The 24843-nt window shown below is 63.1% G+C and carries 29 protein-coding genes and 1 tRNA gene; 15 read left to right on the plus strand and 15 right to left on the minus strand.

The genetic code is table 11. The features are described from left to right. Window positions 1-7: 7 nt before the first annotated feature. The 3 genes from AWB72_RS01195 to AWB72_RS01205 all read right to left on the minus strand — a co-directional run bounded on the left by AWB72_RS01195 (window position 8) and on the right by AWB72_RS01205 (window position 2190). Complete coding sequence (locus AWB72_RS01195) at window positions 8-730, minus strand: PepSY-associated TM helix domain-containing protein (protein ID WP_040052766.1); 723 nt, start codon at window positions 728-730, stop codon at window positions 8-10. A gap of 163 nt (window positions 731-893) precedes the next feature. Further along, window positions 894-1925, minus strand: a complete 1032-nt coding sequence (locus AWB72_RS01200; protein WP_040052765.1) for a serine/threonine protein kinase — start codon at window positions 1923-1925, stop codon at window positions 894-896. A gap of 52 nt (window positions 1926-1977) precedes the next feature. Next, entirely contained in the window at window positions 1978-2190 is a 213-nt protein-coding gene (locus AWB72_RS01205; RefSeq protein WP_008352308.1) for a hypothetical protein, read from the minus strand. A gap of 333 nt (window positions 2191-2523) precedes the next feature. Between AWB72_RS01205 and AWB72_RS01210 the strand changes: the two genes are divergently transcribed. Next, window positions 2524-3780 carry an MFS transporter gene (locus AWB72_RS01210; protein WP_040052764.1) on the plus strand — a complete coding sequence of 419 codons (1257 nt, stop codon included), beginning with the start codon at window positions 2524-2526 and terminating at the stop codon, window positions 3778-3780. A gap of 208 nt (window positions 3781-3988) precedes the next feature. Next, window positions 3989-4171 (plus strand): hypothetical protein, encoded by a 183-nt coding sequence (locus tag AWB72_RS01215; protein WP_035968518.1) that lies wholly within the window; start codon window positions 3989-3991, stop codon window positions 4169-4171. Window positions 4172-4229: 58 nt separating this feature from the next. On the opposite strand, the gene AWB72_RS01220 is transcribed toward AWB72_RS01215, so the two are convergent. Continuing rightward, complete coding sequence (locus AWB72_RS01220) at window positions 4230-4934, minus strand: dienelactone hydrolase family protein (RefSeq protein ID WP_040052763.1); 705 nt, start codon at window positions 4932-4934, stop codon at window positions 4230-4232. Window positions 4935-5494: 560 nt separating this feature from the next. Here AWB72_RS01220 and AWB72_RS01225 point away from each other — a divergent pair. Beyond that, window positions 5495-6640 (plus strand): branched-chain amino acid ABC transporter substrate-binding protein, encoded by a 1146-nt coding sequence (locus AWB72_RS01225; protein WP_040052762.1) that lies wholly within the window; start codon window positions 5495-5497, stop codon window positions 6638-6640. 56 nt (window positions 6641-6696) lie between these two features. Here the strand turns inward: AWB72_RS01225 and AWB72_RS01230 are convergent, their stop codons facing one another. Next, a complete protein-coding gene (locus AWB72_RS01230; protein ID WP_052450099.1) occupies window positions 6697-7920 on the minus strand; it encodes an MFS transporter in 1224 nt (407 codons plus the stop codon). Window positions 7921-8083: 163 nt separating this feature from the next. On the opposite strand from AWB72_RS01230, the gene AWB72_RS01235 reads away from it, so the two are divergent. From AWB72_RS01235 to AWB72_RS01245, 3 genes are all read left to right on the plus strand, one after another. Further along, entirely contained in the window at window positions 8084-8749 is a 666-nt protein-coding gene (locus AWB72_RS01235) for a HugZ family pyridoxamine 5'-phosphate oxidase (RefSeq protein ID WP_040052760.1), read from the plus strand. Window positions 8750-9098: 349 nt separating this feature from the next. Then, complete coding sequence (locus AWB72_RS01240) at window positions 9099-9404, plus strand: H-NS histone family protein (protein WP_040052759.1); 306 nt, start codon at window positions 9099-9101, stop codon at window positions 9402-9404. 212 nt (window positions 9405-9616) lie between these two features. Beyond that, entirely contained in the window at window positions 9617-10795 is a 1179-nt protein-coding gene (locus AWB72_RS01245; protein ID WP_040052758.1) for a cation diffusion facilitator family transporter, read from the plus strand. Between the two features lie 25 nt (window positions 10796-10820). On the opposite strand, the gene AWB72_RS01250 is transcribed toward AWB72_RS01245, so the two are convergent. The 3 genes from AWB72_RS01250 to AWB72_RS01260 form a co-directional block, all read right to left on the minus strand. Then, window positions 10821-11279 (minus strand): Lrp/AsnC family transcriptional regulator, encoded by a 459-nt coding sequence (locus AWB72_RS01250; protein WP_040052757.1) that lies wholly within the window; start codon window positions 11277-11279, stop codon window positions 10821-10823. 117 nt (window positions 11280-11396) lie between these two features. Further along, window positions 11397-12023, minus strand: a complete 627-nt coding sequence (locus AWB72_RS01255) for a 3'-5' exonuclease family protein (RefSeq protein ID WP_040052756.1) — start codon at window positions 12021-12023, stop codon at window positions 11397-11399. After that, on the minus strand, window positions 12020-12664 hold the full coding sequence (locus AWB72_RS01260) for an MBL fold metallo-hydrolase (RefSeq protein WP_040052755.1): 645 nt from the start codon (window positions 12662-12664) through the stop codon (window positions 12020-12022). The genes AWB72_RS01255 and AWB72_RS01260 overlap by 4 nt, the downstream gene beginning before the upstream one ends. A 667-nt stretch (window positions 12665-13331) precedes the next feature. Here AWB72_RS01260 and AWB72_RS01270 point away from each other — a divergent pair. Further along, the gene (locus tag AWB72_RS01270) at window positions 13332-13952 is read left to right on the plus strand and encodes a septal ring lytic transglycosylase RlpA family protein (protein ID WP_040052754.1); all 621 of its coding nucleotides are present in this window, start codon (window positions 13332-13334) and stop codon (window positions 13950-13952) included. Window positions 13953-14008: 56 nt separating this feature from the next. Here the strand turns inward: AWB72_RS01270 and rsmI are convergent, their stop codons facing one another. Next, window positions 14009-14893, minus strand: a complete 885-nt coding sequence (rsmI, locus tag AWB72_RS01275; protein ID WP_040052753.1) for a 16S rRNA (cytidine(1402)-2'-O)-methyltransferase — start codon at window positions 14891-14893, stop codon at window positions 14009-14011. A 69-nt stretch (window positions 14894-14962) separates the two neighbouring features. Between rsmI and AWB72_RS01280 the strand changes: the two genes are divergently transcribed. The 5 genes from AWB72_RS01280 (at window position 14963) to AWB72_RS01300 (ending at window position 17352) form a co-directional block, all read left to right on the plus strand. Further along, window positions 14963-15316, plus strand: coding sequence for a YraN family protein (locus tag AWB72_RS01280; protein WP_040052752.1), 354 nt, complete (start codon window positions 14963-14965; stop codon window positions 15314-15316). A 120-nt stretch (window positions 15317-15436) separates the two neighbouring features. Next, on the plus strand, window positions 15437-16024 hold the full coding sequence (locus AWB72_RS01285; RefSeq protein WP_040052751.1) for a phosphoheptose isomerase: 588 nt from the start codon (window positions 15437-15439) through the stop codon (window positions 16022-16024). Window positions 16025-16048: 24 nt separating this feature from the next. Beyond that, the gene (locus tag AWB72_RS01290; protein ID WP_040052750.1) at window positions 16049-16840 is read left to right on the plus strand and encodes a BON domain-containing protein; all 792 of its coding nucleotides are present in this window, start codon (window positions 16049-16051) and stop codon (window positions 16838-16840) included. Window positions 16841-16849: 9 nt separating this feature from the next. Then, window positions 16850-17209: a c-type cytochrome gene (locus AWB72_RS01295; RefSeq protein ID WP_167550936.1), complete on the plus strand. Its 360-nt coding sequence runs from the start codon at window positions 16850-16852 to the stop codon at window positions 17207-17209. A 67-nt stretch (window positions 17210-17276) separates the two neighbouring features. Beyond that, window positions 17277-17352, plus strand: a tRNA-Ala gene (locus AWB72_RS01300). A 92-nt stretch (window positions 17353-17444) separates the two neighbouring features. On the opposite strand, the gene AWB72_RS01305 is transcribed toward AWB72_RS01300, so the two are convergent. Then, on the minus strand, window positions 17445-17996 hold the full coding sequence (locus AWB72_RS01305) for a YaeQ family protein (RefSeq protein ID WP_040053234.1): 552 nt from the start codon (window positions 17994-17996) through the stop codon (window positions 17445-17447). Between the two features lie 217 nt (window positions 17997-18213). Continuing rightward, entirely contained in the window at window positions 18214-18558 is a 345-nt protein-coding gene (sap1, locus tag AWB72_RS01310) for a surface attachment protein Sap1 (RefSeq protein WP_040053233.1), read from the minus strand. A 420-nt stretch (window positions 18559-18978) separates the two neighbouring features. Between sap1 and AWB72_RS01315 the strand changes: the two genes are divergently transcribed. Continuing rightward, the gene (locus AWB72_RS01315; protein WP_040053232.1) at window positions 18979-19605 is read left to right on the plus strand and encodes a LysE family translocator; all 627 of its coding nucleotides are present in this window, start codon (window positions 18979-18981) and stop codon (window positions 19603-19605) included. Next, window positions 19602-20072 (plus strand): SgcJ/EcaC family oxidoreductase, encoded by a 471-nt coding sequence (locus AWB72_RS01320; RefSeq protein ID WP_040053231.1) that lies wholly within the window; start codon window positions 19602-19604, stop codon window positions 20070-20072. Before AWB72_RS01315 ends, AWB72_RS01320 begins: the two co-directional genes overlap by 4 nt. On the opposite strand, the gene mnmE is transcribed toward AWB72_RS01320, so the two are convergent. Continuing rightward, window positions 20073-21461 carry a tRNA uridine-5-carboxymethylaminomethyl(34) synthesis GTPase MnmE gene (gene mnmE, locus AWB72_RS01325; RefSeq protein WP_087127779.1) on the minus strand — a complete coding sequence of 463 codons (1389 nt, stop codon included), beginning with the start codon at window positions 21459-21461 and terminating at the stop codon, window positions 20073-20075. Window positions 21462-21761: 300 nt separating this feature from the next. On the opposite strand from mnmE, the gene AWB72_RS01330 reads away from it, so the two are divergent. Beyond that, window positions 21762-22178 (plus strand): transcriptional regulator, encoded by a 417-nt coding sequence (locus AWB72_RS01330; protein ID WP_040053229.1) that lies wholly within the window; start codon window positions 21762-21764, stop codon window positions 22176-22178. 81 nt (window positions 22179-22259) lie between these two features. On the opposite strand, the gene yidC is transcribed toward AWB72_RS01330, so the two are convergent. From yidC to rnpA, 3 genes are read right to left on the minus strand one after another with little or no spacing between them, the layout of a single operon-like run. Beyond that, the gene (gene yidC, locus AWB72_RS01335) at window positions 22260-23927 is read right to left on the minus strand and encodes a membrane protein insertase YidC (RefSeq protein WP_040053228.1); all 1668 of its coding nucleotides are present in this window, start codon (window positions 23925-23927) and stop codon (window positions 22260-22262) included. 30 nt (window positions 23928-23957) lie between these two features. Then, entirely contained in the window at window positions 23958-24284 is a 327-nt protein-coding gene (gene yidD / locus AWB72_RS01340) for a membrane protein insertion efficiency factor YidD (protein ID WP_084593129.1), read from the minus strand. A 58-nt stretch (window positions 24285-24342) separates the two neighbouring features. Continuing rightward, window positions 24343-24819: a ribonuclease P protein component gene (gene rnpA / locus AWB72_RS01345; RefSeq protein WP_084593125.1), complete on the minus strand. Its 477-nt coding sequence runs from the start codon at window positions 24817-24819 to the stop codon at window positions 24343-24345. Window positions 24820-24843: the final 24 nt, after the last annotated feature.

Consider the following 24843-nt stretch of genomic DNA (forward strand, 5'->3'; position numbering starts at 1 on the left):
GCGCGCATCACATCAGGCCGCAGACGATCATCGCGACGAGCGACACCGTCACGATGGCCGCGCCCACCGTCTTGCGCTTGTTCAGCTCGGTCCACAGCAAGACGCCCGTCAGCGAAAGCAGAATCAGGCTGCCCGCGAGCGTGTCGATGAGAAGCACCCAGCCGACGCCCAATCCGACGCCCTTGTGCAGATTCGTCATCATCGCGAGGAAGGTGTTCTCGGTGCGCTTCACCGAGACGAAGTTGTTGCCCACCCAGTATTCCGCCATCACGCTGCTGCCGGGCGTCGAGATCATCGTGGACCATTGCTCGGGCTGCATCGTGCTCTTGTCGCCCCAGCCGACGGGATGCGCCGGCTCGCGACGCGTGCGGCCCAGATTGCCGTCGATCTTCAGTTCGCGTTTGAGCCACGCGCCCATGTCGCGCGGCGACTCGAAGCCGCCCGCGGGCAGCGCAAGCTGCATCTGCGAAACCTGCGGCTCGCCGGTGGAAATGCGCATCGGCGGCGCGCGATGGTTGAGGAGAAAGCCCGTCATGCCGAACAGCAGGCCGAGAATCGCGCCCCACAGTCCGACCCAGCCGTGCACCTTGCGCAGCCACTTGAGGAACGTGGAACGACGCGAGCGGTTCTTGCGGACGATCTGCTCGGCGTCGTCGATCAGGCGTCCATGCGGGCGATATTGAGCGGAGCCGCTCGTCGGCTGAGGCTTGAAGGTGTCAGGCGCGTTCACGCGTCTCTCCGGAGTCGGGGCGTTCTTGGACAAAGCCGCGCCCCGATCGCATCAGACGTGGCAATCGAAGAGCGGCAAAATGAGAATTGTTATCATTACATGCGCGATTGCGGAATACAATCCATTGCGATTGCCTGACAGTCCGCGTGTGTGACGAAAAATTTCAGACGGGCCAGAGCGGGCCTTCCTGCATGGCCCCGACCTGCTCGCGCAACTCGAGAATGCGGTCTTCCCAGTAACGCTGCGTGTTGAACCACGGGAACGCGACGGGGAAAGCCGGATCGTTCCAGCGGCGCGCGAGCCACGCGGCGTAGTGAATGAGGCGCAGCGTCCGAAGCGCCTCGACGAGATGCAGCTCGCGTTGATCGAACTCGCGGAAGTCTTCGTAGCCGGCGAGCAGGTCGGCAAGCGCCCGCGATGCTTCCGCGCGACCGGCGGGAAGCAGCAGCCATAAATCCTGAATCGCGGGACCCATGCGGCTGTCGTCGAAATCGACGAAATGCGGGCCTGCGTCGGTCCAGAGCACGTTGCTCGGATGGCAATCGCCGTGCAGCCGAAGCCGGGCGACATCGCCCGCGCGCTCGAAACATTGCGCGACGCCTTCGAGCGCCATCTCCACGACGCGCTCGTATGCCTCGCGAACGTCGTCCGGCACGAAGCGATGCGTCAGCAGGAATTCGCGCGGCTCATAGCCGAACGTCTGGATATCGAGCGTCGGCCGCTCGCGATACGGCTCGATCGCGCCGACCGCGTGAATGCGCCCGATGAATCGCCCGAGCCATTCGAGCGTGTCGCGGCGATCGAGGTCCGGGGCGCGCCCGCCGCGCCGTTCGAAGACGGAGAAGCGAAAGCCGTCGAATTCGTGGAGCGTCGTGCCTTCGAACGCGCGCGCCGGCACGGCCGGAATCTCACGCGCGACGAGGCTCGCGACGAACGCGTGCTCTTCGAGAATCGCTTCGTTCGACCACCGTTTCGGTCGATAAAACTTCGCGATCACCGGCGGGCCGTCTTCCACGCCGACCTGATACACGCGGTTCTCGTAGCTGTTGAGCGGCAGCAGGCGACCGTCGGTGCGCGCGCCTGCTGGCATCAGGAGACCGTCGACGGCATCGAGCACGCGCTCGGGCGTGAGGCCGGCGAAGGGCGGGGCGTCGTCGTCGGACGCGCCGGTGGAATCGGGATGATGTGCGTTCATCCCGACATTGTGCCCCGCCTTCAGGCGGCCGGCACGACGGCGAAATCGCCGCTCAATGGACGACCGTGTTCGACGGACGCACGACGTCGCCCGTATCGATCAGGTCTTCGAGAAAGAACGGCTCGGTATTGAGCAGCTTGGTCACGCCGGGCTCGCCCGCGTACCAGGCGACCATGGCCATGTCGCCGAGAATGCGCATGACGATGCCGCGTGCGCCCTGAGGCACGGCAATATGCACGGAGCGGACAATCGAACCGATTTGCATGATGAATCCCCGTTTGCATGCCGGCGATCAACTGAATGATACGCCGGGCAAGTGTTGCACCCCGCACAGGCTTTTTCACGGCTCGTGCACCGACAATCGCCGCGTCTTTGTTACGCAAAGCGCGACACGCGCGGCTTTCATGAACGATTGTGCGCTTACTTTAGCGCACGGCGGCGCGCGAACGCGATGCCGAAAGCCGTGAATTGTTGCCTAGCGCAGACATCGCAAGCGCCAGACCTGTGTTGCGGCATGCAGAATGCGCGCTGCATCAGGCAAAACCCTTAGGAACGGCGTATCGTTACGGGTTTCCCGTTTTAAGCGGAGACTTCATTCGTGAACGCTTCACCGGCGCCGCAGCGTCCCTCAACCGACGATTCCACCGTCTATCTCGAACGCGGCTCGCGCGCGTACTGGCGCGCGTCGCTCGCGCTGCTGTTCGCCGGATACGCCACGTTCTCGCTGCTCTACTGCGTGCAGCCGCTGCTTCCCGAGTTCACGCGATCCTTCGGCGTGAGTCCCGCGGTGAGCGCGCTTGCGGTCTCGGTGAGCACGGCGGCGCTGGCTATCGCGATCTTCATCGCGGGATTCGTCTCGGAAAGCTGGAGCCGGCATCGGCTGATGACGCTGTCGCTGCTCGCGTCGTCCGTGCTGACGGTGATCGTGGCGCTGTTGCCGGACTGGCACGCGCTGCTCGTCGTGCGCGCGCTCGAAGGCTTCGCGCTCGGCGGCGTGCCCGCCGTCGCGATGGCGTATCTCGCGGAAGAAGTGCATCCCGAAGGGCTCGGTCTCGCGATGGGGCTTTACGTCGGCGGAACCGCGATCGGCGGCATGGCGGGGCGCGTGATCAGCGGCGTGCTCGCGGATTTTTTCGGCTGGCGCGTGGCGATCGGCGGAATCGGTCTGCTCGGTCTGCTCGCGACGTTCGCGTTCCGCTCGCTCCTGCCGCCTTCGCGACGCTTCAAGCCGCGGCGCGGCGTCGGCTTCGCGCATCATCGGAACTCGCTCGCGGGGCATCTGCGGCATCGCGGATTGCCGTTTCTGTTCCTTATCGGCTTCGTGCTGATGGGCGGCTTCGTCACGCTCTACAACTATGCGGGCTATCGGCTGCTCGGCGCGCCGTTCAGCCTGAATCAGACGGAGATCGGCGCGATTTTCACCGTCTATCTGACGGGCGTGGTCGCGTCTCCGTGGTCCGGCAAGATGGCCGATGTCTTCGGACGCGGACGCGTGCTCATGGCGAGCGTGCTGCTGATGATGATCGGCGTGGCGCTGACGCTGTCGATGTCGCTGCCGGTGATCATCGGCGGGATCGCGTGCGTGACGTTCGGCTTTTTCGCCGGGCATTCGGTGGCGAGCGGCTGGGTCGGACGGCTCGCCGCGCAAGCGAAGGGACAGGCCGCCGCGCTCTACCTGCTCGCGTATTACCTCGGGTCGAGCCTGATCGGATCGTACGGCGGGCATTTCTGGACCGCGTTCGGATGGCCGGGCGTTGCGGGGCTGATCGCGGCGTTGCTGGTGGTCGGCTTCGCGTCGGCGGCTTATCTGAACGTGCGTGAACGCGCGGCGGCACATCAGACGAAAGCCGAATGAAATACGACGAAACCTAGGGTTTACCGCGTCCGCTTAAAAAAACTCCCGCGCGCGCCTTATGCCACAAGGGCGTTCGCGGCGAGGTCGCTTTTCGGCCGTCCATTGTCCGGCAACACGCGTTTGCATGGGGCCTATACTCGAATCGTCGATGCGGCGCGTTTAATGCGTGTGCATCGAGAACGAAAAGCAGGACGATGGGAGACGCACCATGACGTATTTCACGATCGGCGACTTCATTCTTGTCATCCCGATGGCGCTCGCTGGCGCGCTGTTTCTCGGCGCCATTCCATGCGCGTCGCACTTCAAGAACAACGTACTCAGGGCATTCGGCGCGCTCGTCGGCGTGCTCGTCGCGTTTCTGCTCGTGGAAGGATTGCCTGCGCTGATATGACGCCGCCACAGCGACGTCATGAAAAGGCGCGCGACATCCACCGCGCGCCTCCTGCTTCTTACAGATGTTCGCCGAGGAACGCCAGCGTGCGTCCGTGCGCGAACGCGGATGCCTTCGCGTTGTACGACGCGCGCTCGCCGCAGTTGAAGCCGTGATCGGCGCCGGGATACACATATAGCTCGGCGTTTGCGCGGCCCGCGAAGCGCTGACGAACGGCGTCGACGGCATCGGCGGGAATGTGGGCGTCGAGTTCGCCGTAGTGGAATTGAATCGGCGCTTTCACTTGATCGGCCTTGTCGAGCTGATTCTGGATGCCGCCGCCGTAGTACGCGACGGCCACGTCCACCGTGCCTTGCGCCGCCGCCAGATACGCGAGCCGGCCGCCGAAGCAATAGCCGATCGCGGCGACCTTTCCGTTCACTTCGGGCAACGCGCGCAGCGCCTTCGCTGCCGCGCCGACATCGGCGACGGCCGTATCCAGGTCAGTTTTTTGCAGCAGTTCCATCGCCTTTTCACGATCCGCGCCTTCGTAGCTCAGTTCGACGCGCGGCTGCGTGCGCCAGAAAACGTCGGGCGCAAGCGCGATATAGCCATCGGCGGCATATTGATCCGCGACGCTGCGGATATGCGAATTCACGCCGAAGATTTCCTGCAGGATGATGACCGCAGGCCCGGTCCCCGACTTGGGCAGCGCGAGATAACCCTGGAAGCTGCCGCCGTCGGCGGGGATGTCGATCCATCGGGAAGTCACGGAAACGGTCACGTCGATACTCCTTGCTTGTTGAATATGAGATGCAGGCGAGTGAGTGTGCCAGCTTTCCCTTTCAGTCGCCTGAGCGCGGACGCGTCGTCCGCGCGGCGCGCTGGCACGCCGTTTGACGAAGCAGGCGATTTTTAGAGGTCCATGTCTAAACGCAGCGTAAAAGCGGGCTTATAAAACAGGCTAATGAAGATAGGACGGCGGATTATCGGCAGCGTCGCGAGGAAGTTGAAGAACGCGCGAAGCAGGTACCCGCCGATGCCCTCGAAACCCGCATGGGCAGTGCGTTCGCGTCGAATCGCCACCACAAAGTCGCGGGCTTCTCAACTGGCCGTTAATCGGTAGTCGCACCAGTATCTTAAAAAACTTCCCTAAATTAATTTGACAACCCTACACTTGCGCGCAGTGCGGATGGCGGCCGCCACGAACGGCCGCCGGAAGGACTTCCCAAGTGCATGACGATGCATCCGGCGTGGTCGTCCACGGGACTGAGCGATCGTGATGAAAGACGGGGCACAGGGCGATTACGTTGTCGTTGTTTTGGACCGAAACTGGAGACTTACATGAACACCAAGCTTCACAAAGTGTTGCCGATCAGCGCTGCAGCCGTGCTGTTCGCTACGTTGGCAACGTCCGCAGCAGCCGACCAGGTCGTCAAGATCGGTCACGTCGCACCGCTGACCGGCGGTATCGCTCACCTGGGCAAGGACAACGAAAACGGCGCGCGGCTCGCAGTCGAAGAGATCAACGCGAAGGGTCTCACCATCGGCGGCGAGAAGATCACCCTTCAACTGGACCCGCAAGACGATGCAGCCGACCCGCGTACCGCTACGCAAGTCGCGCAGAAGCTCGTCGATGACAAGGTCGTCGCGGTCGTCGGTCACCTGAACTCCGGCACGTCCATTCCGGCATCGAAGATTTATAGCGACGCGGGCATCGTTCAGATCTCGCCGTCGGCAACGAACCCGGCCTACACGCAGCAAGGCTTCAAGACGACGTACCGCGTCGTCGCGACCGATGCGCAGCAAGGCCCGGCGCTCGCCAACTACGCGGCGAAGAGCCTGAAGGTGAAGACCGTCGCGGTCGTCGACGACTCCACCGCTTACGGCCAGGGTCTCGCGAACGAGTTCGAGAAGACCGCCAAGTCGCTCGGCCTGAAGGTCGTTTCGCATGACGCGACCAACGACAAGGCCGTGGACTTCCGCGCGATTCTGACGAAGATCAAGGGCGAAAACCCCGACGCCGTGATGTACGGCGGCATGGACGCGACCGGCGGCCCGTTCGCGAAGCAGGCGAAGCAGCTCGGCCTGCGCGCGAAGGTGCTGGCAGGCGACGGCGTCTGCACGGAAAAGCTGGCTGACTTGGCCGGCGACGCGACCGACAACGTCGTGTGCTCGGAAGCGGGCATGGCGCTCGAGAAGATGGAAGGCGGCGCGGCGTTCGGCGCGAAGTTCCAGAAGCGCTTCGGTCAGCCGATCCAGATCTACGCACCGTTCACGTATGACGCGGTGTACATCATCGTCGACGCGATGAAGCGTGCGAACTCGGTCGATCCGGCCAAGATCCTCGCCGCGATGCCGAATACGGACTACAAGGGCGTGATCGGCCAGACGAGCTTCGACTCGAAGGGCGACCTGAAGCACGGCGTGATCTCGCTGTACGACTACAAGAAGGGCAAGAAGACGCTGCTCGACGTCGTGAAGATGTAACGTCGTCGGACATTCGTCCTGAAAGACGCGCGGACCGCGAAGGTCCGCGCGTTTTTTTATATCTTCAGCCGCTTGAGGATGCGTGGACCGATCAGCGTGATCGCCGCGCAGCATGCCGCGACGACGCATAGTCCGACCGGCAGCGAACTCACCTGCGCCACGCCGCCGATCAGCACCGGCCCGAGCAGCAAGCCGAAATACGCGAGGCCCGCGACCTGCGCGAGACCTTCGGCCGCCGTCACGCCTTCGACGCGCGCAGCCGCCGCGAAGAGCACCGGCATCATGTTCGCGAGACCGAGGCCCATCAGCGTGAAGCCGGTCATCGTGACGAGCGCGTTCGGGAAGACGAGCGCCATCAACATGCCGATGAACGCGAGCCCCGCGCTGCCGAACACGAGCTGAGGCGCGCCGAACCGCGCGCGCACCGCATCGCCGCCGAAGCGTCCAGCCGCCATGCCGCCCGAGAAGGCGGCGTACGCGGCGCTGGAGAGCGAGTGCGAGGCGAGCACGACGTCGCGCATATAGACGGTGGCCCAGTCGTACATCGCGCCTTCCGCGATCAACGCGACGAGCGCGAGGCCGCCGAGCGCCCACAGCGCGCCCGAGCGCCAGCGGTTCGACGACGACGCCTTCGCGTGCGCTTCGTGATGCGGCACGTGAGGCAGCACCGAGGGCATCGACGCGAGCAGCACGACGACGCTCGCCCCCGACGCCAGCGCCAGATGCAATGCCGGCGCGAGTCCGTGCGCGATGAGCGCCCCGCCGATCGCGGCGCCCGCCATCCCGCCGATGCTGAACATGCCGTGCAGCGACGACATGATCGGCCGCCCGAGCGCTTCTTCGACGGCGCTGGCTTCGGCGTTCATCGCGACATCGAGCGTCGCCATGCCGCAGCCGAACACCGCGAGCACGATCAGGAGCAGCCAGAAGCTCGGCACGACGAGGATCAGCGCGCCGCAGACGGTCATCGTGATGCCGCCCGCAATGCATGCGGTGCGCGTCCCGGCGCGCGCGATCCACGACGCGGTGGTGAGCATCGCGAAGATGGAGCCGCCCGCGACGGCGAAGAGCGCGAGCGACAGCATGCCGGGGCTGAGCGCGAATTTGTCGCGCACGGTCGGCACGTGCACGCCCCACGAGGCGTACATCATGCCGGCGATGAAGAAGACGGCCATCGTCGCGTAGCGGGCGCGCTGGCGGGTCGCGTGAGGGAGGCTGCGATGCAGTGCGAGCGTCGGATTGGACTCGCAGGCGGAGGAGGCGGTAGTCGAGTCGGACACGGAGAAACCGTCGAAAAGAGTGGCGCGATGCGGGCGGTGCGCCTGAGAGACGCAGGACAACCGGACAGCATGCCATCCGGCGCTTTCGATTCTATCGAACGGCCAGGAGACACGCTCGCAGGCGGTGCATTACCATTTTCAGAACACATTCTGGACTAACGGCATGAACATTCCGCCGCAGGCGCCGCTGCATCTCATTCATCGCATGTCCGTCGGCACGCTCGCCACGCATTCGCGCGAGCCCGCCGGCTTTCCTTATCCGACCGCGCTGCCTTTCGCGCCGACCGCCCGCCATGCGCCGATGCTGCTCATCAGCCGCTTGGCCGAGCACACACGCAATCTCGAGTCCGATGCGCGCGCCGGCTTTCTTGTCGCGCACGCGGCGGGCGGCCAGGTGCTCGAAGGCCAGCGGCTCACGCTGCTCGGAAGCTTCGCGCCGGCGGCGGAAAACGAGCTCGCTGAACTGGCGCGGCGCTATTTGCGGTATCACCCCGACGCGGAGCGTTATCTGCAATTAGGAGATTTCGCATTCTGGGTAATGAAGCCGGAACGGATGCGGTTTATCGGCGGATTCGGCGCGATGGGCTGGCTCGGCGGCGAAGACATCGATTCGTTGGAACCGCTCGCCGCCACGGACGAATCGTCGCTATGCGAATTCTTCGATGCTTATGCGGGCCGTCCCACAAATGTGGAGTTATTGGGGATTGATCGCTATGGCTGCGATTTGATCACTGACGGAACTCGCAATCGTTTTACATTCGATAACCCCAAGCTCACAAGGGACGCTTTGAAAGCGGCGGTTATCGACTGTTTAGAGCGGCAAGCATGAGCACGAGGCCGCGATAAGTGGATCGATTCCTAAAATTGCCCTTCGCGAATGAGCCTTGGCTAAGAAGTTCCCATCGCATGGAAGTTTTCGTAGGACTGCGCGCAGTGCTTTCATTTCATGCTATCGCAACGTGCACGACGTTTTCGCTTAATTTCGACGAACAGCGACAACTTTGAAAAGTGCCGCATTGTCGGCAAATGTTACGAGCCAATAGCGTTATTCAGTTAATGACAACGGAGCATGCCGCCATAATCGGTTTTGTGTTAATCTGCGGTCCAGTCCGAGGCTATACTCATAACCGATAGAGCGGGCATCGACTCGCAGAACAGCACACTACCAAGGAATTGCCATGCCTTCATACAAGGAACTGCTCGCGCAGCGCGAGTCTCTCGAACGTCAGATCGAAGAAGCGAAGTCGCGCGAATACGCCGAAGTGCTTAATGAGATCAAGCAGAAGATGGCCGATTATGGCATCACGCTTCAGGAATTGGCCGGTGGCCGTGGCGGCAAATCCGCGAAGGCATCGTCGCGTGGCCGTTCTGGCGTTGCGCCGAAATATCGCGACCCGGAAAGCGGCAGCACTTGGTCGGGTCGCGGCAAGCCGCCGAAGTGGATTGCGGGCCAGGACCGTGACAGCTTCCTGATCGGCAAATAAGCAGCGCCGAATCAGCAGCAAGCAGCACCGAATTAGAAGAAGCACGAAAGCCGCGCCTTTTGCGCGGCTTTTTCTTTGCCGATGCGAATCTCCTGGCGGGCCGACTGAAGCTTCATAGGCCATTGATTCATAAGCGCTTCGTCGATGACGGCGGTGCGCCGGCATTACGCCGCGCTGTTAAAATAAGTCGTTGAGAACACGAGATAAATTACATGTCACTTTCAGGGACGGACGCAGCGGAGAAACAGGCGGTCGCCGTCCGCACGACGTGGACGAGTATTGCGCTAAATAGTGGGCTGACGGTTGCGCAACTGGTCGTCGGAATAATCGCGCACTCCCAGGCTTTGATTGCGGACGGCGTTCACTCGCTGGCGGACCTCGTGTCGGATTTTGTCGTATTGATCGCGAACAAAAAGGCCGCTGCCGTTCCGGATATCGATCACAACTACGGTCACAGCCGGTATGAGACCGTCGCGTCCTTATTCCTCGGCGGATTGTTGATCGCCGTGGGCGCGGGAATGTTATGGCGCGCGGGAACGCGCATCATGCATCTTCAGGATATTCCCGCCGTGCACGCGAGCGCGCTGGCTGTCGCGATAATCGTCCTGGTTTCGAAGGAAGCGCTTTTTCGATATATGCTGCGGGCCGCCGAACGCGTGCGCTCCGCAATGCTCGTCGCGAATGCGTGGCATGCGCGGTCGGATGCGGCTTCTTCGCTCGTCGTCGCGCTCGGTATCGTGGGAAGTCTCGCGGGTTTTCGCATTCTCGATCCGATTGCCGCCGCGCTCGTCGGTTTCATGATCGGAAAAATGGGATGGAGCTTCGCGTGGGATGCGCTTCAAGATCTTTCTGATCGCGCACTGGACGAAGCGACCACCGCCGATTTACGCGACATTTTGCTGCGCACGCCGGGCGTGCGGGATGTCGATGAACTGCGCACGCGCAAAATGGGCGACCTCGCGATTGTCGACGCCCATATCCTCGTCGATCCGCTGATTACCGTTTCCGAAGGCCATTTCATTGCGGAATCCGCGCGGGCGCATATGCTCGCGGATTCGCGCGTGATCGACGCGCTTATTCATGTCGATCCGGAAAGCGATTCCGCCAATCCGCTGCCGGGCAATTACCCGCTGCGCTCGACGGTCACGGAAGCCGTGCGCCGCGCGCTCGCGGAGCAGGGCTTAGCCGCCGATGCGCTCAATCTGCATTATCTGAAGCGCGGTTTCGACGTGGAGATCGTCCTGCCGCACGTCGCCGAAGGCGAGACCGCGTCGCGGCTCGCGAGCATCGACCTGGACGCGCTCAGGCGCATGCTCGGCGCGCGCGAGATTCGCGTGTCGCAGAAGATGAAACACGCCGCGCTCGAACCGGCGAAGCACGCGGCACGCTAGCGCAGCGAATGCAGCGCGCGCCGTTTCACAGCGGCAATTGCGTATCGAACTTGATTTCCCGAAGCACGACGCTCGTGCGAACCTGCGCGACCGCCGGAATCTTGAAGATGCGGTCATGCAGGAAGGCGTCGTACGCCTTGATGTCGGGCGCGACGATCTTGAGAATGTAATCGGATTCGCCCGTGGTGCTGTAGCACTCGGTGACTTCCGCGCACGTGGCGATCTCGCGTTCGAACTGCTCGACGCCGCCTTCGGTGTGCCGCGTCAGGTGAATATGCGCGAGCGCGCAAACATGCAGGCCGAGCTTTTCGCGGTCCAGCAGCGCGGTGTAGCGCTGGATGACGCCGGACTGCTCCATGTCCTTGATGCGCCGCCAGCACGGCGTGCTGGAAAGCCCGACCTGATCGGAGATTTCCTGAACGGAACGGCGGGCGTCCAGTTGCAGAAGACGCAGGATTTTTTGTGAGAACGTATCGAGAGTCAACTGCGCCTCCGTTCGGTCGCGATTTGACTCTCATAGTAGAGGCGCCAGAAAAGAAAGGCAATGCAACGGCGGCGCGATGAGGTAGTTTCCCTAACTCCCCGGCTCGACGGCGCGTTTTTACCTTTCGGATGCGTCGCCGGCCAATGGCGTCGGATTTTCGACCGCTTTTGCCGCCGCTTCGTGCGTCGCCCGCAGTTCCGCGAGCATGTTGCAGAACAGCGCGCCTTGCTCGATGGCATCGTCCAGCGCGACGTGCGTATGCGGCAGTTCATCGAACCAGTGCTTCGGCAGACGCGGCTTGATGGCCTTGCGATACGGCAGGCCGGTCATCGCGAAGGCGAGCGTCTTGATGTCGAGCGCGGACCACGAGAACGGGCAGCGCCCCGCGAAGCGCATCATGTACCAGAACATGTGCGTGAAGTCGAAGCCCGCCGGATAGGCGACGAACACCGGCTTGCCCGGCAGCGCCTCGACCCACTCCACATACTGCACGAGCGCGATTTCCGGCTTCTGCAGATCCGTACGGCACGCGGCCCACGCTTCGGGCTGCGTCTTCCACCATGCGGCCTGCACCGGGTGCGGCGCGGCGCCTTCGAGCGTTTCGAGATTCGCGGAGAACGTGCTGATGAGCTGCTTGTCCGCCGTGTACGCCGCCGACGCGAAGCTCAGCATCGAATGCGGACCGGGAATCGGGCCGTCGGCTTCGACATCGGTGCTGACGTAGATTTCGGGGATCGCGTTCATGCTGCAACTCCATCGCGCACGAACGGATTGGTGCGTCGCTCTTCGCCGAATGTCGATGCGGGACCGTGGCCGGGAACGAACGTGACGTCGTCGCCGAGCGGCCAGAGCTTCTCGCGGATCGACTGGATGAGCTGCGCGTGATTGCCGCGCGGGAAGTCGGTGCGTCCGATGGAGCCTGCGAACAGCACGTCGCCCACAAAAGCCAGCCGATGCGCGCGGCTGAAGAACACCACATGCCCCGGCGTGTGGCCGGGACAGAAATAGACTTCCATGCTTTCGTCGCCGAAGCGGACCGTGTCGCCGTCTTCCAGCCAGCGCTCGGGCGTGAACGCCTCGGCGTTCGAGAAGCCGAAGCGCTGAGTCTGCGCGGGCAACTGGTCGATCCAGAACGCGTCTTCCTTGTGCGGACCTTCAATGGGCACGGCGTAATGGTCCGCCAGCGCCTTTGCGCCGCCGCAGTGATCGAGATGGCCATGCGTCAGCAGGATCTTCTCGACGGTCGCGCCGTTTCGCTCGACTTCCGCGATGATCCGTTCGATGTCGCCGCCCGGATCGACGACAGCCGCGCGCTGCGTCGCCTCGCAAATGACGATGGAGCAGTTTTGCTGGAAGGGCGTCACGGGAACAAGGATGACTTTCATGGGTCTGTCTAAAGTGCCGACGCGCGTGTAAAAACGTTCATTGTACCGGGGGCTGCCGGCGACGATGGAGCGCGCGGCGACGCGCCAGATCGCTCAAAAAAGCGGCAATTCTTACGGTCATAGCGAGAATCAATGACGATTCTCGCAGTCCGCGCAGCCGGACCCCGATTTTTTTGTATAATGCCTTCACTTGTGCATTGGTTTCACCATGCCGTCAACGGGTGATCGTTGAACGCCAGAGCGTTTTTTACAATCACCATCAGTACGCTGTTAGGGGCCAAAAGCCTCGCAACTGCAACTCAAAGCACCTTCTCGTAGGTGCACACGTCTTGTCCAGCCGGGCGCCGCGCGTCCGTTCGATGGCCTTAGCCGCCGTCACGCTGGATGGGGCCTACGCCGCCGTTCCTGCGTCGTCTCGTGGTCGAGGCGAGCACGAGCGTGATGCCACGTTCGATGGCGGCATGTGGGGTCTGGTCAGGCTGCCGGGGACAGGTTGCGCCAGACGTGAACGATAACCGGGCGTTTGCGGCACACGTACGCCGCATCCGGGCATCAGTCCGCCGTTCGCACGATCGAACGGCGCGCTGCTTTGCGCGGAAAAGCCTATGGCTGCCTTCGCGCGCTTAACGGCGCGGCGCGGCGGCCCTTTTACCGTTGGTACACGTCTATGGATGTTCGATTCATTCGACATATCGCAAGCTTGCTAGCCGTTGGGGTGCTGGCCGGTTGCGCGGCGCCGGGTTCGGGCGACGTTGCTTCCGTACCGCCTGCATCGTCTTATCATCAGACGGCAAATACTGTCAGCACGCCGAGTGCCCGCTCCGATGCGCCGCTCGCTTTTGACTCGAAGCTGAATTCGCTGCCGTCGCAGGACGCGGACAAAGGCCAGTCGCTCGCGAACGCCGAACCGATCACGTCCGGTCCGGATATCGGCAACTTCGAGCAGAAGGGCAAGGCATCGTGGTACGGCCGCCTGTTCCACGGGCGCAAGACCGCGAGCGGCGAGAAGTTCAACATGAACGCGATGACCGCCGCGCACCGTACGCTGCCGCTGGCTTCGTGGGTGCGCGTGACGAACGAGTCGAATCACAAGACCGTCGTCGTGAAGATCAACGATCGCGGTCCTTACGTGGGCAATCGCGTGATCGATCTGTCGTACGCGGCTGCGTCGGCGCTCGGCATGCGCGGCGTGGGCACGCAGAAGGTGAAGATCGAAGGTCTCACGCAGCAGGAAGCGCGTGCGGCTCGCGAACAGTCGCAATCGCTCGCCGACGACAACGTGAACTGAACGTTCATCGCGCGTTCGATATACGAAGGGCCGTCGATCGACGGCCCTTTGCTTTTCTACTCTTCTTCCTGCCGCTTGCCGAGCCGCAGCGCGCGCTCGTAAAGCGTATTGCGCGACGCGCCTGTCAACGTCGCAGCGATGCGCGCGGCGCTCTTCACCGACAACTCTTCCAGCAGCGTGGAAAGCAGCGCGTCGTGCGCGTCTTCCGCTTCCTCCGCCTCCGGCGCGCCTTGAACCACCAGCACGAATTCGCCGCGCTGACGGTTGGCATCGCCTTCGAGCCACGTTGGCCCTTCGGCCAGGGTGCAGCGATGCAGGCTCTCGTGTAACTTCGTCAACTCGCGTGCAATGAGCAGTTGCCGGTCGCCGCCGAACGCATCGAGGAGCGCGCGCGTGGTCTCGACAATGCGATGCGGCGCTTCGTAGAACACGAGCGCCATCGGATGCTTGGCCAGCGTGCGAAGCTGCGACGCGCGCTGCTTCGCTTTGGCCGGCAGAAAGCCGACGAACGTGAAGCCGTTCACCCACGCGCCCGCCGCGCTCAGCGCGGTGATGACGGCGCTCGCGCCCGGCAGCGGAACGACCGGCAGGCCGGCTTCGCGCACGGCATCGACGAGACGCGCGCCCGGGTCCGAAATGCCGGGCGTGCCGGCATCCGACACGCACGCGATGCGCTCGCCATTGCGCAGATGCTCGATCACGCGTTCGGCGGCGCTGCGCTCGTTGTGTTCGTGAACGGGGATCGAGGGCTTCGAGATGCCGTAGCGCGCGAGCAGTTGCGCGGTGTTGCGCGTGTCTTCGGCGGCGATGCGATCCGCGAGCGCGAGCACATGCAGCGCGCGCACGGTGATGTCGGCGGCATTGCCGATGGGCGTCGCGACCACATAGAGCGCGCCTGTCGGATAGTGCTGCCCGTCGGCCAATTCGGAGATTTGAAGCATGTGCGCGGGCGTGCAGGGAAAGGACGATATTTTGCCACGCGCACGGTCGACAACTTTAGCGAGACGCTCATGTCCAAAACGCTCGGCGATGCCTTCGAAGCGCGCGCGCTCGATTATCTGCAGCGGCAGCGCATGCGCCTCGTCGCGCGCAACGTGCGGTGCCGGGGCGGCGAGATCGATCTCGTGATGACCGACGAACGCGGCGCGCTCGTGTTCGTCGAAGTACGTGCGCGCAGCAGCCGGCGTTTCGCGGATGCGGCGGCTAGCGTCGGCGCGGCGAAGCGCGGGCGGATCGTGCGCGCGGCGCAGCACTATCTGACGACGTGGCGCGGCGCGTTGCCGGCGTGCCGTTTCGATGTGATCGCTTTCGATGCGGGCCGCATCCGCTGGATTCCGGATGCGTTTCGCGCCGACGAGTCCTGAGCGCACGGTTAAGCGCATGACGCATGCGGTAAACTGCGCAGACTCAACACGGGACGCGCGCCTCGCGCTGCCATCACATGCAACGAACGCCGCATCGTCGCGGCCGATAACCGAGAGTCGATGTCAGTCGAACGCATTCAACAGCAATTCCGCGACAGCGCCGCGCTCCAACTCGAAGCACTCGATTCGCTCGCGGTCCCGATCGCGGCCGCCGTCGACACGCTCTTCAGCGCGCTCGCCAACGGCTCGAAGATTCTCGTATGCGGCAACGGTGGATCGGCCGCTGAAGCGCAACGCTTCGCCGCGCTCTTGATCGGCCGCTTCGAGCGCGAGCGTCCGGGCTTGCCGGCCGTGGCGCTGACCACGGATTCATCGATACTGACCGCCATCGGCAACGACTATGCGTTCGAGCAGATCTTCTCGAACCAGGTGCGCGCGCTCGGCCAGGCGGGCGACGTGTTGCTCGCCATCAGCACATCGGGCAATTCGGTCAACGTGCTCGCGGCGGTTCAGGAGGCGCACGAGCGCGAGATGATCGTGATTGCGCTGACCGGCAACGGCGGCGGCGTGATGTCCGAAGTGCTCGTCGATACCGACATCCATATCTGCGTGCCGTCCGAGCGGACCGCGCGCATCCAGGAAATCCATCTGCTGACCATCCATTGCCTGTGCGACGGCATCGACGCGATGCTGCTGGGCGAAGACTGAACTTCAATAAGGGGAACGGATTTGATGAAGAAGACACGCGTCAAGGCGGCGCTGGCGAACGCCACGCTGATGGTGAGCCTGTTGTCCGGCGTCGCGCTGACATTGCAGGGATGCGCGCTCGCCGTGGTCGGCGCGGCTGCGGGCGGCACGCTGATCGCCACGGATCGCCGCACGCTCGGCGCGCAGACCGAAGACCGCGAGATTCAGGTGAAGGCGCTCTCGCGCATCAAGGACAACGTGTCCGATCAGGCGCATGTCAACGTGACCGTGTTCAACCGGCGCGTGCTGCTGACGGGCGAAGTGCCCGACGATGCGTCGAAGCAGCGCGCCGAAGCCGTCGTCCGCGAGATCAACAACGTGGGGAGCATCGTCAACGAACTGGCGGTGCAGCCGGCGAGCTCGTATTCGTCGCGCGCCAACGATTCGTATCTCGAAGGCCGCGTGAAGACCGCGATGGTCGGCGAGAAGGATCTGTCCGCGAATTACTACAAGGTGGTTTGCGAGCGGAGCATCGTTTATTTGATGGGCCTCGTCACGCAGGATGAGGGCGCGCATGGCGCGGACGTCACGGCGCGCGTGCCGGGCGTGGAGCAGGTCGTGAAGGTCTTCCAGTACATCAAGCCGGACGAGGCGAAGGCGCTGGAAGCGGCGGCGGCATCGGGCGCGAGCGCGCCGGCAGCGAGTGCGCCCGCAACGGATGCGACGGTCGGCGCGGTGCCGGATTCATCGGTGACGTCGCGGCCGCTGGATCAGCAGTCGCCCGCGCCGGTCAAGAACTCGGACGTGCATCCGGGCGGTTCCACTTCGGGTAAGTGACAGGTGTCGATGATGTTCGAAGCAAGGGTGGTTGCCGCGTTGGTTGCGGTGGTGTCGTGCGCGTTCGTGTCGATGTCGGCGGTCGCGGCGGATCAGCCGGTATCGACGGCAAATGCAATCGCCATCGCGCGCAGCAATGCGTGCATGGGCTGTCATGCGGTGGATCGCAAGCTGGTCGGGCCTTCTTTCCAGCAGGTCGCCGCGAAGTACAAGGGCGATGCGCAGGCGCCCGCGAAGCTCGCGAAGAAGGTGAAGGATGGCGGCGCGGGCGTGTGGGGATCGATCCCGATGCCCTCGCACCCGGCGATGAACGATGGCGATATCAAGACCGTCGTCGCATGGGTGCTGGCCGGCGCGCCGCAGAAATAGCGCGACGGTTCGACGATCCTTCGGCTTGCTTTTCGCCTTAGGTGCTGTGGTAGAATCTTCATTCGTTGGGGGGGTAGCTCAGCTGGGAGAGCGTCGCGTTCGCAATGCGAAGGTCGGGAGTTCGATCCTCCTCCTCTCCACCACGATTTCAAAAGGGCTTGGCATTACGCCAAGCCCTTTTCCTTTTCTGCGCTTCAAATCGCCGATCGCAACGAGGCGGGACGCAAATGCAAACTCACTCCACCGCCCCCTTCAGCACATTCCACCGAATGGCAACCGGATCGACCGTCGCGCTCCCCAGCGATGCCTCGCCGTCCTGCACCATCAATTGAAGCCGCATGGTCCGTTCGGCCAGCTTGCCGAGCGCCTCCGCGACGCCATCCGCGAGCGACCACACCGTCACGTTACGCAGGCGTTCGACCTTGCCCTTCACGCCATGCCACCAGATATCCGCCGTCTTGCCCGCATACGCGATGATCACCACGCGATCCGAGCGCCCGCTCGCCTTCGCGATGCGTCGTTCATCCGGCTGACCCGCTTCGATCCACAGTTCGATCTGACCAGTGAGATCCTTCTGCCAAAGGTCGGGCTCGTCCGTATCGGATAGTCCTTTGCAGAACTCGAGCCGCTCGCTCGCGAACAGGCCGAACGCCGCAACGCGCACCATCATGCGTTCATCAGTCTCGGACGGATGCCGCGCGATGGTCAGGGAATGATCGCCGTAGTAGTGGCGATCCATGTCGGCGATCTGGAGATCGGCCTTGTAGATGGTGGATTTGAGAGCCATGCAGCAATGAGCGCCGGCGCGGTCGCCTGGCGAATGAGTTGGAGGGGAGCGGCATGGCGGGACTGAGCACCGCACATCGGACGCAAACGAGTCCGATATTGTGCGGCGAATTGATGCAGAAATGGAAGCCCGGATGCGCGCGCATCGGGCGCGGTGAAACTCGGCGGCGAAGTCTCAAACCGCGCCGGCAAGCCGGAGTTTCGAATAATCGGAGCGCTTATTGATCGATGAATCGATCCGCGGTCCACATGCCTTGCGTGTCGTTATTCGCGGCGTTCACGAATTCGACGTCATGACCGACGACGCGCAATACCCGAAAATGCGATTCGACCGGTGTCGATATGCATTCGTAGCCTTCGAAAAACTGCTGCATTTGCTGCTGCTCGCCGGCTTTCGCGTGTTTATCGGCGGAATCGAATTTATCTTTCGACAAACAGCCGTATGAATTGGGCCGGAATTTGAATGTCTGCTGAGGCTGGACGGCGTTGTCCTGGGCCTGCGCGGCCGATACGACGGCAAACAAACCCATCGCGACGAAGAGAGCACTGGCGCGTTTCTTCATGTACTAGGCCTCCAAACGATACGTTTCGGCATTAGCTACATATTTAAAAACTAGGCACTGCAAGACTGATGCTAGATGAGTGCCCGAAAGTTGCAAGCATATGTTGTGTGCGATCGCAACAAGACAGAATGTCGCAGGTCTGCATCGACTATTAACGTCTGTGCTATTTCATCTTGCAAGGCCGAAAACTGGTCGAAAGGCGAAAAATAATCGGCGCGCAATGTCGTTTCTCGCGACGATTTATCTCGGATGCCGATTTGTGCGGCGCATGAACGCCCGGTGAGCGGCATCCGACGATGCGGCCGGTGCGGCCAGCACAAGCGGTACAGCACAAAAAGCTGGCCGCACGGACTATTGCCATGCGCCGCCGTTCGTGGATTAATCGACTCTTCCCACAGGAGACCTTCAGGAGAAAGAAGAATGACTCTCGCACAATGGCTGCCGTTCGCCATCGCATCGGCAATTCTGGTCGCGATTCCCGGGCCGACCGTGCTGCTCGTGGTGTCGTACGCGCTCGGCCACGGTCGCAAGTACGCGCTCGCGACCACACTTGGCGTCGCGCTCGGCGATTTCACCGCGATGACCGCTTCGATGCTCGGCCTCGGCGTGCTGCTCGCGGCATCGGCCGAGCTGTTCATGGTGGTGAAATGGATCGGCGCGGCGTACTTGTTCTATCTGGGCGTGAAGCTGTGGCGCGCGCCCGTCGTCGATACGGATGCCGTCGTGCCCAGCAACGACTTGCGCACGGGTCGCATCATGGCGCATGCGTACGCCGTCACCACGCTCAATCCGAAGAGCATCATTTTCTTCGTCGCGTTCGTGCCGCAATTCGTCGATCCGCACGCGGCCAGCGTCTCCCAGATCGCCATTCTCGAAGCGACGTTCATCGGTCTCGCGGCCGCCAACGCGTTCGCTTACGCGCTGCTCGCATCGGGCGCGCGGCGGGCCATCCGCAAGCCAAGCGTCCAGCGCGCGGTGAACCGCACCGGCGGCGCGCTGCTAATGGGCGCGGGCGTGTTCGCGGCGGCGTGGAAGAAGGCAGCATGAGCCAGCCCGACGATTGGGCCTCGAGCGCGCGGCACGTCTATGACGCGTTGCTCGGCGACTGGAACCGCCAGGACGCCGCCGCCATGGCCGCGCGCTTCACCGAGCGCGGCAGCCTCGTCGGCTTCGACGGCAGCACAATCGATGGGCGCGCCCGCATAGAGGCGCATCTGGAGCCGATCTTCGCGCATCATCCGACGCCGCTCTTCGTCGCGAAGGTGCGCGAGGTAAGGCGTCTTGCTGGTGAGCAGACGCTGTTGCTGCGCGCCGTCGCGGGAATGTGGCCGCGTGGGGCTACCGCGCTCGACGAGCGGCTCAACGCCATTCAGACGCTCGTGCTGTCGCTGTGCGATGGCGTGTATCGAATCGAGATGTTCCAGAACACGCCGGCCGCATTTCATGGGCGGCCCGACGAGGTCGAGCGGCTTAGCGCGGAATTGCGCGAGCTCGGGCGGCCGGAAGGCGCGTAATCACTTCCCGATGCAGAACCGGCTGAAAATCACGCCCAGCAGATCATCCGACGTGAATTCGCCGGTAATCGCGTTGAGGCTGTCCTGCGCGAGCCGCAGTTCTTCGGCGAACAAATCCAATACCTGCGACTGCTGATTCGCGTGATCGGCGGCGAACGCGAGATGATCGCGCGCCTCGCGCAGCGCGATCAAATGCCGCTCGCGCGCGAGATACACGCTTTCTGCGCCCGCCTGCCATCCGGCGATTTTGAGCAGTTCGCCGCGTAGTAACTCGATGCCATCGCCCGTTTTCGCGGAAAGATTCACTTCGCGCGCATGGTCGTCGCCCTCGTGCACGGCCGCGGGCGTCCCTGCGAGGTCCGTTTTGTTCAACACCCGCACGACCGGCACGCCCTGTGGAAACCGCGCGGCGATCGCTGCGTCTTCGGACGTCGTCGCGGCGCGCGCATCGAGCAGATGGAGCACGACGTCGGCGCGTTCGATTTCGCCCCACGTCCGCTCGATGCCGATGCGCTCCACTTCATCCTCGGTCTCGCGCAAGCCTGCGGTATCGATGATATGCAGCGGAATGCCTTCCACCTGAATCGTCTGCGCGACCTTGTCGCGCGTGGTGCCGGCAATCGGCGTGACGATCGCCAGTTCGGCGCCCGCGAGCGCGTTCAACAGCGACGACTTGCCGACATTCGGCTGCCCCGCCAGCACCACCGACATCCCTTCGCGCAGCAACGCGCCCTGACGCGCGTCGGCGAGCACCGTGTCCAGGCGCTGGCGAATGCGCGCGAGCTTGCCGCGTGCGTCGGCGGCTTCGAGGAAGTCGACTTCTTCCTCGGGGAAATCGAGCGTCGCCTCGACCAGCATCCGCAGCGTGATGACGTCTTCCACGAGCGCGTGAATTTCGCGCGAGAACGCGCCTTCGAGCGAACGGCCGGCCGATCGCGCGGCGGCTTCCGTGCTCGCTTCGATCAAATCGGCGACGGCTTCGGCTTGTGCGAGATCCAGCTTGTCGTTGAGAAAGGCGCGGCGCGTGAACTCGCCAGGTTCCGCGAGGCGAATCCCGAAGCCTCGGCCCGCTTCGATCGCCCGTTGCAGTACGAGCTGCAGCACGATCGGGCCTCCGTGGCCCTGCAATTCCAGCACGTGTTCGCCGGTGTACGAATGCGGCGCGGGAAAGTACAGCGCGATGCCGCGGTCGAGCGCTTCCCCGTTACCGTCGATGAACGGCACGTAGCTCGCGTGGCGCGGCGCGAGCGGCTGGCCGCATAGCGCGCGCATCGCTTCTAGGGCAGCAGCTTCGCCCGCGCGCCCGAACGACAGCCGCACGACGCCGATCCCGCCACGCCCAGGCGCGGTGGCAATGGCGACGATCGGATCGGTGTCGTTAGTCAACATGATGATGGCGTGTCAGTGTGAAAGCAGATGTGCCGGCATTGTATCGCGCGGGTCCTACCGCCCAGCGTTAGGATGATTCTTGCATTATCTTAAATAAGATAGGGCTTTGATTCGAAGGGTCGCGGCTTTCGTACCGAAAAACCGCGCTAAGTGCCCGTCAGAGCTGGATCAGCGCGGCCGATTGGTTGCCTCAAAGCAGCAATAGATTAAGCCTGGGAAAGATAAAAGCGCTCCGAATTCAGTCAGATATCGCCCGGCTGGTTGACTACTAGGCAATGATTGCCTTGCACAATCGAAAGCATGCCGACACCCCAAGAAAAAGCCGATTTCTCGGAACGCCTCAAATTTTCGATGACCCGCTCGCCCGAGAGGATGCGCGGCGCCACCGACCTCGCGAATAAATTCAACCTGCGCTTTCAGGGCGAACCGGTGTCCGCTCAAACGGCGCACAAATGGCTCACGGGACGCTCGATTCCAACCGTCGATAAACTGGAATTGCTCGCCGAGTGGCTGAAGGTGGATTTGCACTGGCTGCACTACGGTCCGCCGCCGAGCGGCAGTTCGCAGACCACGCCGAAGCCGCTCGCGCGCGACGAAAAGTACCCGGCATCGGAGGAGACGCTGGAACTGGCGTCGAAGATCGAGGCGTTGTCGCCGCATCATCGCTATCTGCTCGAAGAACTCATCGATCAGTTTTATGGGGCGATGAAGCGCTGATTCCCAAAATCCGCAGGCACCAATAAAAAACGCCCGGCCAAAGCCGGGCGTTTCCACTTCAAACCAACCTAGAAGCGAGCCTCAAGCCGCTTTCTTCCGGCCCTTGCCCATCATCCGCGTGATGTAGTACTGCTGCGCGATCGACAGCACGTTGTTCACCACGTAGTACAGCACGAGACCCGCCGGGAAGAAGAAGAACATGACCGAGAACGCGATCGGCATGAACATCATCATCTTGGCTTGCACCGGGTCCGGCGGCGTCGGGTTCAGCTTCGTCTGCAGGAACATCGAGACGGCCATCAGCACCGGCAGGATGAAGTACGGGTCCTGCTGCGACAGATCGTGAATCCAGCCGATCCACGGCGCGCCGCGCATTTCCACCGACGACAGCAGCACCCAGTACAGCGAGATGAACACCGGAATCTGCACGACCACCGGCAGACAGCCGCCGAACGGATTCACTTTCTCGGTCTTGTACAGCTCCATCAGCTGCGCGTTCATCTTCTGCGGATCGCTCTTGAAGCGCTCGCGAATCTGCTGCATGCGCGGCGTGATTTCCTTCATGCGCGCCATCGACTTGTAGCTCGCCGCCGACAGCGGGAAGAACACCGCCTTGATCAGCAGCGTGAGCAGCACGATCGCCCAGCCCCAGTTGCCGACGAAGCCATGAATCTTCTCGAGCAGCCAGAAAAGCGGCTTGGCGATGATCGTCACCATGCCGTAGTCCTTCACCAGCTCCAGTCCCGGCGCGATGCCTTCCAGCATGCGCTCTTCTTCCGGACCGGCGAAGAGGCGCGCATCGACATTCACGCTTTGTCCCGGCGCGATCGTCGGCACCGCCTGCTGCACGCCGACGCGATACAGCACCGGATCGATCTTCTGCACGTAGATGTCGCGCGGCGTGCCTTCTTTCGGAATCCAGGCGGACGCGAAGTAATGCTGCACCATCGCGATCCAGCCGTTGTTCGCGGACGGCACGAACGTGGCCTTGTTCTTGTCGATGTCGGAGAAATCGATCTTCTGGAAGTGCTTCGCTTCGGTATAGACAGCCGGCCCGATGAACGTGTGAGAGAAGCGCGGCGTTTCCACCGGCGTGTTGTCGCGCACGAGTTCCATGTAGAGCTTCGGCGTGACCGGCGCGGTGCCGACGTTCTCGATCTTCGTATCGACGTTGATCACGTAGCTGCCGCGCGTGAACGTGTACGTCTTCACGACCTTCACGCCACCCTTCACCGGCGATTCGAACGCGAGCGTCAGCGTCTTCGCATCGCCCGACAGCGAAGTCTGGCCGGGCACCGGCGTGAAGACATCGTTGTGATTCGGAAAGTCGCCGCCGAGCAGGCCCGTGCGCGCGAGGTACGTATGGTTCGCGGTGTGATCGAACAGCGTGATGTAGAGGTCGGGCTGCTTGCCGTCGCCTTCTTTCAGGAGCGACAGCTTCGAGAGCGTGCCGCCGCGCGTGTCGATCTCACCGGAATACACATCCGTCGTGAACTTGACCAGTTGCGATGCCGCCGTGGCGGGTGGCGTCGCGGTGCCGGGCGCCGTGCCGGCCGGCGCGTTGGGCAGTTCGGACGGCTGCGTACCCGGCGTCGCCGAGCCAGGTGCCGGATTGCTGGCGGTCTTGGCCGGCTGCGTCGCGCTCGGGAAGAACATCGACGGGCGCCCGTGGTCGCGCTGCCAGTTGTCGAACAGCATGACAACTGACACGAAGAAGATGACCCATAGGACGGTGCGTTTGATATCCATGCGTTGTCTCAGTGTCGATCGATAAGCGCCTTAGGCGCCGTTTAGTGGTGAATGCTTTTTTTGAGCGGCTTGCGCTGCCGGTTCTTCTTCGAGAAGGCCGGCAACTCGCGGATCGAGCGTGTCGGGAACATCAGCGCGCCCGGCGGGCGGCGGCACGAGATCGATCCCGCCCGCCGAAAAAGGATGGCAGCGGCAAAGCCTTCTCGCGGCCAGATACGTGCCACGCGCGGCGCCATGATACTGGATTGCCTCGCGCGCGTAGTCGGAACAGGAAGGGTAAAAGCGGCACCGGTTGCCGAGCAGCGGGCTCACGGCAACCTTGTAGAAGCGCAACAACGCGATGAGTGCCGTTTGCATAAGCTTCGCGCCGCGCGTCACGTCCGCCGCGAGGGCCGGACCTGACGAAGCCTGCGCTTCATGACCCCGAAGGGCCGGATGAATCGTCGACGGCGGGCGCGCTCGGCGGCGCCGTCACGGGTTCGGCCGCGCGGCGCGCAACTTCGCGCACGGCACGATCGAGCAATGTTTCCAGTTCGTCCCGGCACAACGCAAGGAGCGGCGGCGAACTGGCACTCGGCATGGCTTTGCGGTCGATCTTCGCGTGCAATCGCACGAGAATGTCGAATCCGCGCAGCTTGTCGCGCCGCAGACGAAACGCCTCGCGCGCGAGCCGCTTGATCAGATTGCGTGTGACCGCGCGCGGCGCCTGCTTCTTGCCGATGACGAGACCCAGCCGCGCCCCGCCGCCCGTGGGCTTGCCGTACAGAACGAAGTGCGGCGAGCGTCGCCAGGGGCGCAAACGAAAAACGGATGAGAACTCATCCGTTTTCAGCAGCCTTGCGGCCTTGGGGAACGCGGCGTGCGCCGGCAACTGAACGATGTCCTGTTTCAAGACTTCTGTGCGGTGCAGAGCACG

This window comes from Caballeronia concitans, from assembly GCF_001544615.1.
Classification (GTDB): Bacteria; Pseudomonadota; Gammaproteobacteria; order Burkholderiales; family Burkholderiaceae; genus Caballeronia; species Caballeronia concitans.

Bases quoted from the DNA above. Each gene is read 5' to 3' on its own strand.
- AWB72_RS01270 (WP_040052754.1), top strand. From the start codon at position 13,332: ATGGATGTTCGATTCATTCGACATATCGCAAGCTTGCTAGCCGTTGGG.
- AWB72_RS01330 (WP_040053229.1), top strand. From the start codon at position 21,762: ATGCCGACACCCCAAGAAAAAGCCGATTTCTCGGAACGCCTCAAATTT.
- AWB72_RS01205 (WP_008352308.1), bottom strand. From the start codon at position 2,190: ATGCAAATCGGTTCGATTGTCCGCTCCGTGCATATTGCCGTGCCTCAG.
- AWB72_RS01240 (WP_040052759.1), top strand. From the start codon at position 9,099: ATGCCTTCATACAAGGAACTGCTCGCGCAGCGCGAGTCTCTCGAACGT.
- AWB72_RS01315 (WP_040053232.1), top strand. From the start codon at position 18,979: ATGACTCTCGCACAATGGCTGCCGTTCGCCATCGCATCGGCAATTCTG.
- rsmI (WP_040052753.1), bottom strand. From the start codon at position 14,893: ATGCTTCAAATCTCCGAATTGGCCGACGGGCAGCACTATCCGACAGGC.
- sap1 (WP_040053233.1), bottom strand. From the start codon at position 18,558: ATGAAGAAACGCGCCAGTGCTCTCTTCGTCGCGATGGGTTTGTTTGCC.
- AWB72_RS01200 (WP_040052765.1), bottom strand. From the start codon at position 1,925: ATGAACGCACATCATCCCGATTCCACCGGCGCGTCCGACGACGACGCC.
- AWB72_RS01255 (WP_040052756.1), bottom strand. From the start codon at position 12,023: ATGAACGCGATCCCCGAAATCTACGTCAGCACCGATGTCGAAGCCGAC.
- AWB72_RS01245 (WP_040052758.1), top strand. From the start codon at position 9,617: ATGTCACTTTCAGGGACGGACGCAGCGGAGAAACAGGCGGTCGCCGTC.
- yidC (WP_040053228.1), bottom strand. From the start codon at position 23,927: ATGGATATCAAACGCACCGTCCTATGGGTCATCTTCTTCGTGTCAGTT.
- AWB72_RS01215 (WP_035968518.1), top strand. From the start codon at position 3,989: ATGACGTATTTCACGATCGGCGACTTCATTCTTGTCATCCCGATGGCG.
- AWB72_RS01280 (WP_040052752.1), top strand. From the start codon at position 14,963: ATGTCCAAAACGCTCGGCGATGCCTTCGAAGCGCGCGCGCTCGATTAT.
- AWB72_RS01235 (WP_040052760.1), top strand. From the start codon at position 8,084: ATGAACATTCCGCCGCAGGCGCCGCTGCATCTCATTCATCGCATGTCC.
- AWB72_RS01260 (WP_040052755.1), bottom strand. From the start codon at position 12,664: ATGAAAGTCATCCTTGTTCCCGTGACGCCCTTCCAGCAAAACTGCTCC.
- yidD (WP_084593129.1), bottom strand. From the start codon at position 24,284: ATGCAAACGGCACTCATCGCGTTGTTGCGCTTCTACAAGGTTGCCGTG.
- mnmE (WP_087127779.1), bottom strand. From the start codon at position 21,461: ATGTTGACTAACGACACCGATCCGATCGTCGCCATTGCCACCGCGCCT.
- AWB72_RS01295 (WP_167550936.1), top strand. From the start codon at position 16,850: ATGATGTTCGAAGCAAGGGTGGTTGCCGCGTTGGTTGCGGTGGTGTCG.
- AWB72_RS01285 (WP_040052751.1), top strand. From the start codon at position 15,437: ATGTCAGTCGAACGCATTCAACAGCAATTCCGCGACAGCGCCGCGCTC.
- AWB72_RS01225 (WP_040052762.1), top strand. From the start codon at position 5,495: ATGAACACCAAGCTTCACAAAGTGTTGCCGATCAGCGCTGCAGCCGTG.
- AWB72_RS01290 (WP_040052750.1), top strand. From the start codon at position 16,049: ATGAAGAAGACACGCGTCAAGGCGGCGCTGGCGAACGCCACGCTGATG.
- AWB72_RS01320 (WP_040053231.1), top strand. From the start codon at position 19,602: ATGAGCCAGCCCGACGATTGGGCCTCGAGCGCGCGGCACGTCTATGAC.
- AWB72_RS01305 (WP_040053234.1), bottom strand. From the start codon at position 17,996: ATGGCTCTCAAATCCACCATCTACAAGGCCGATCTCCAGATCGCCGAC.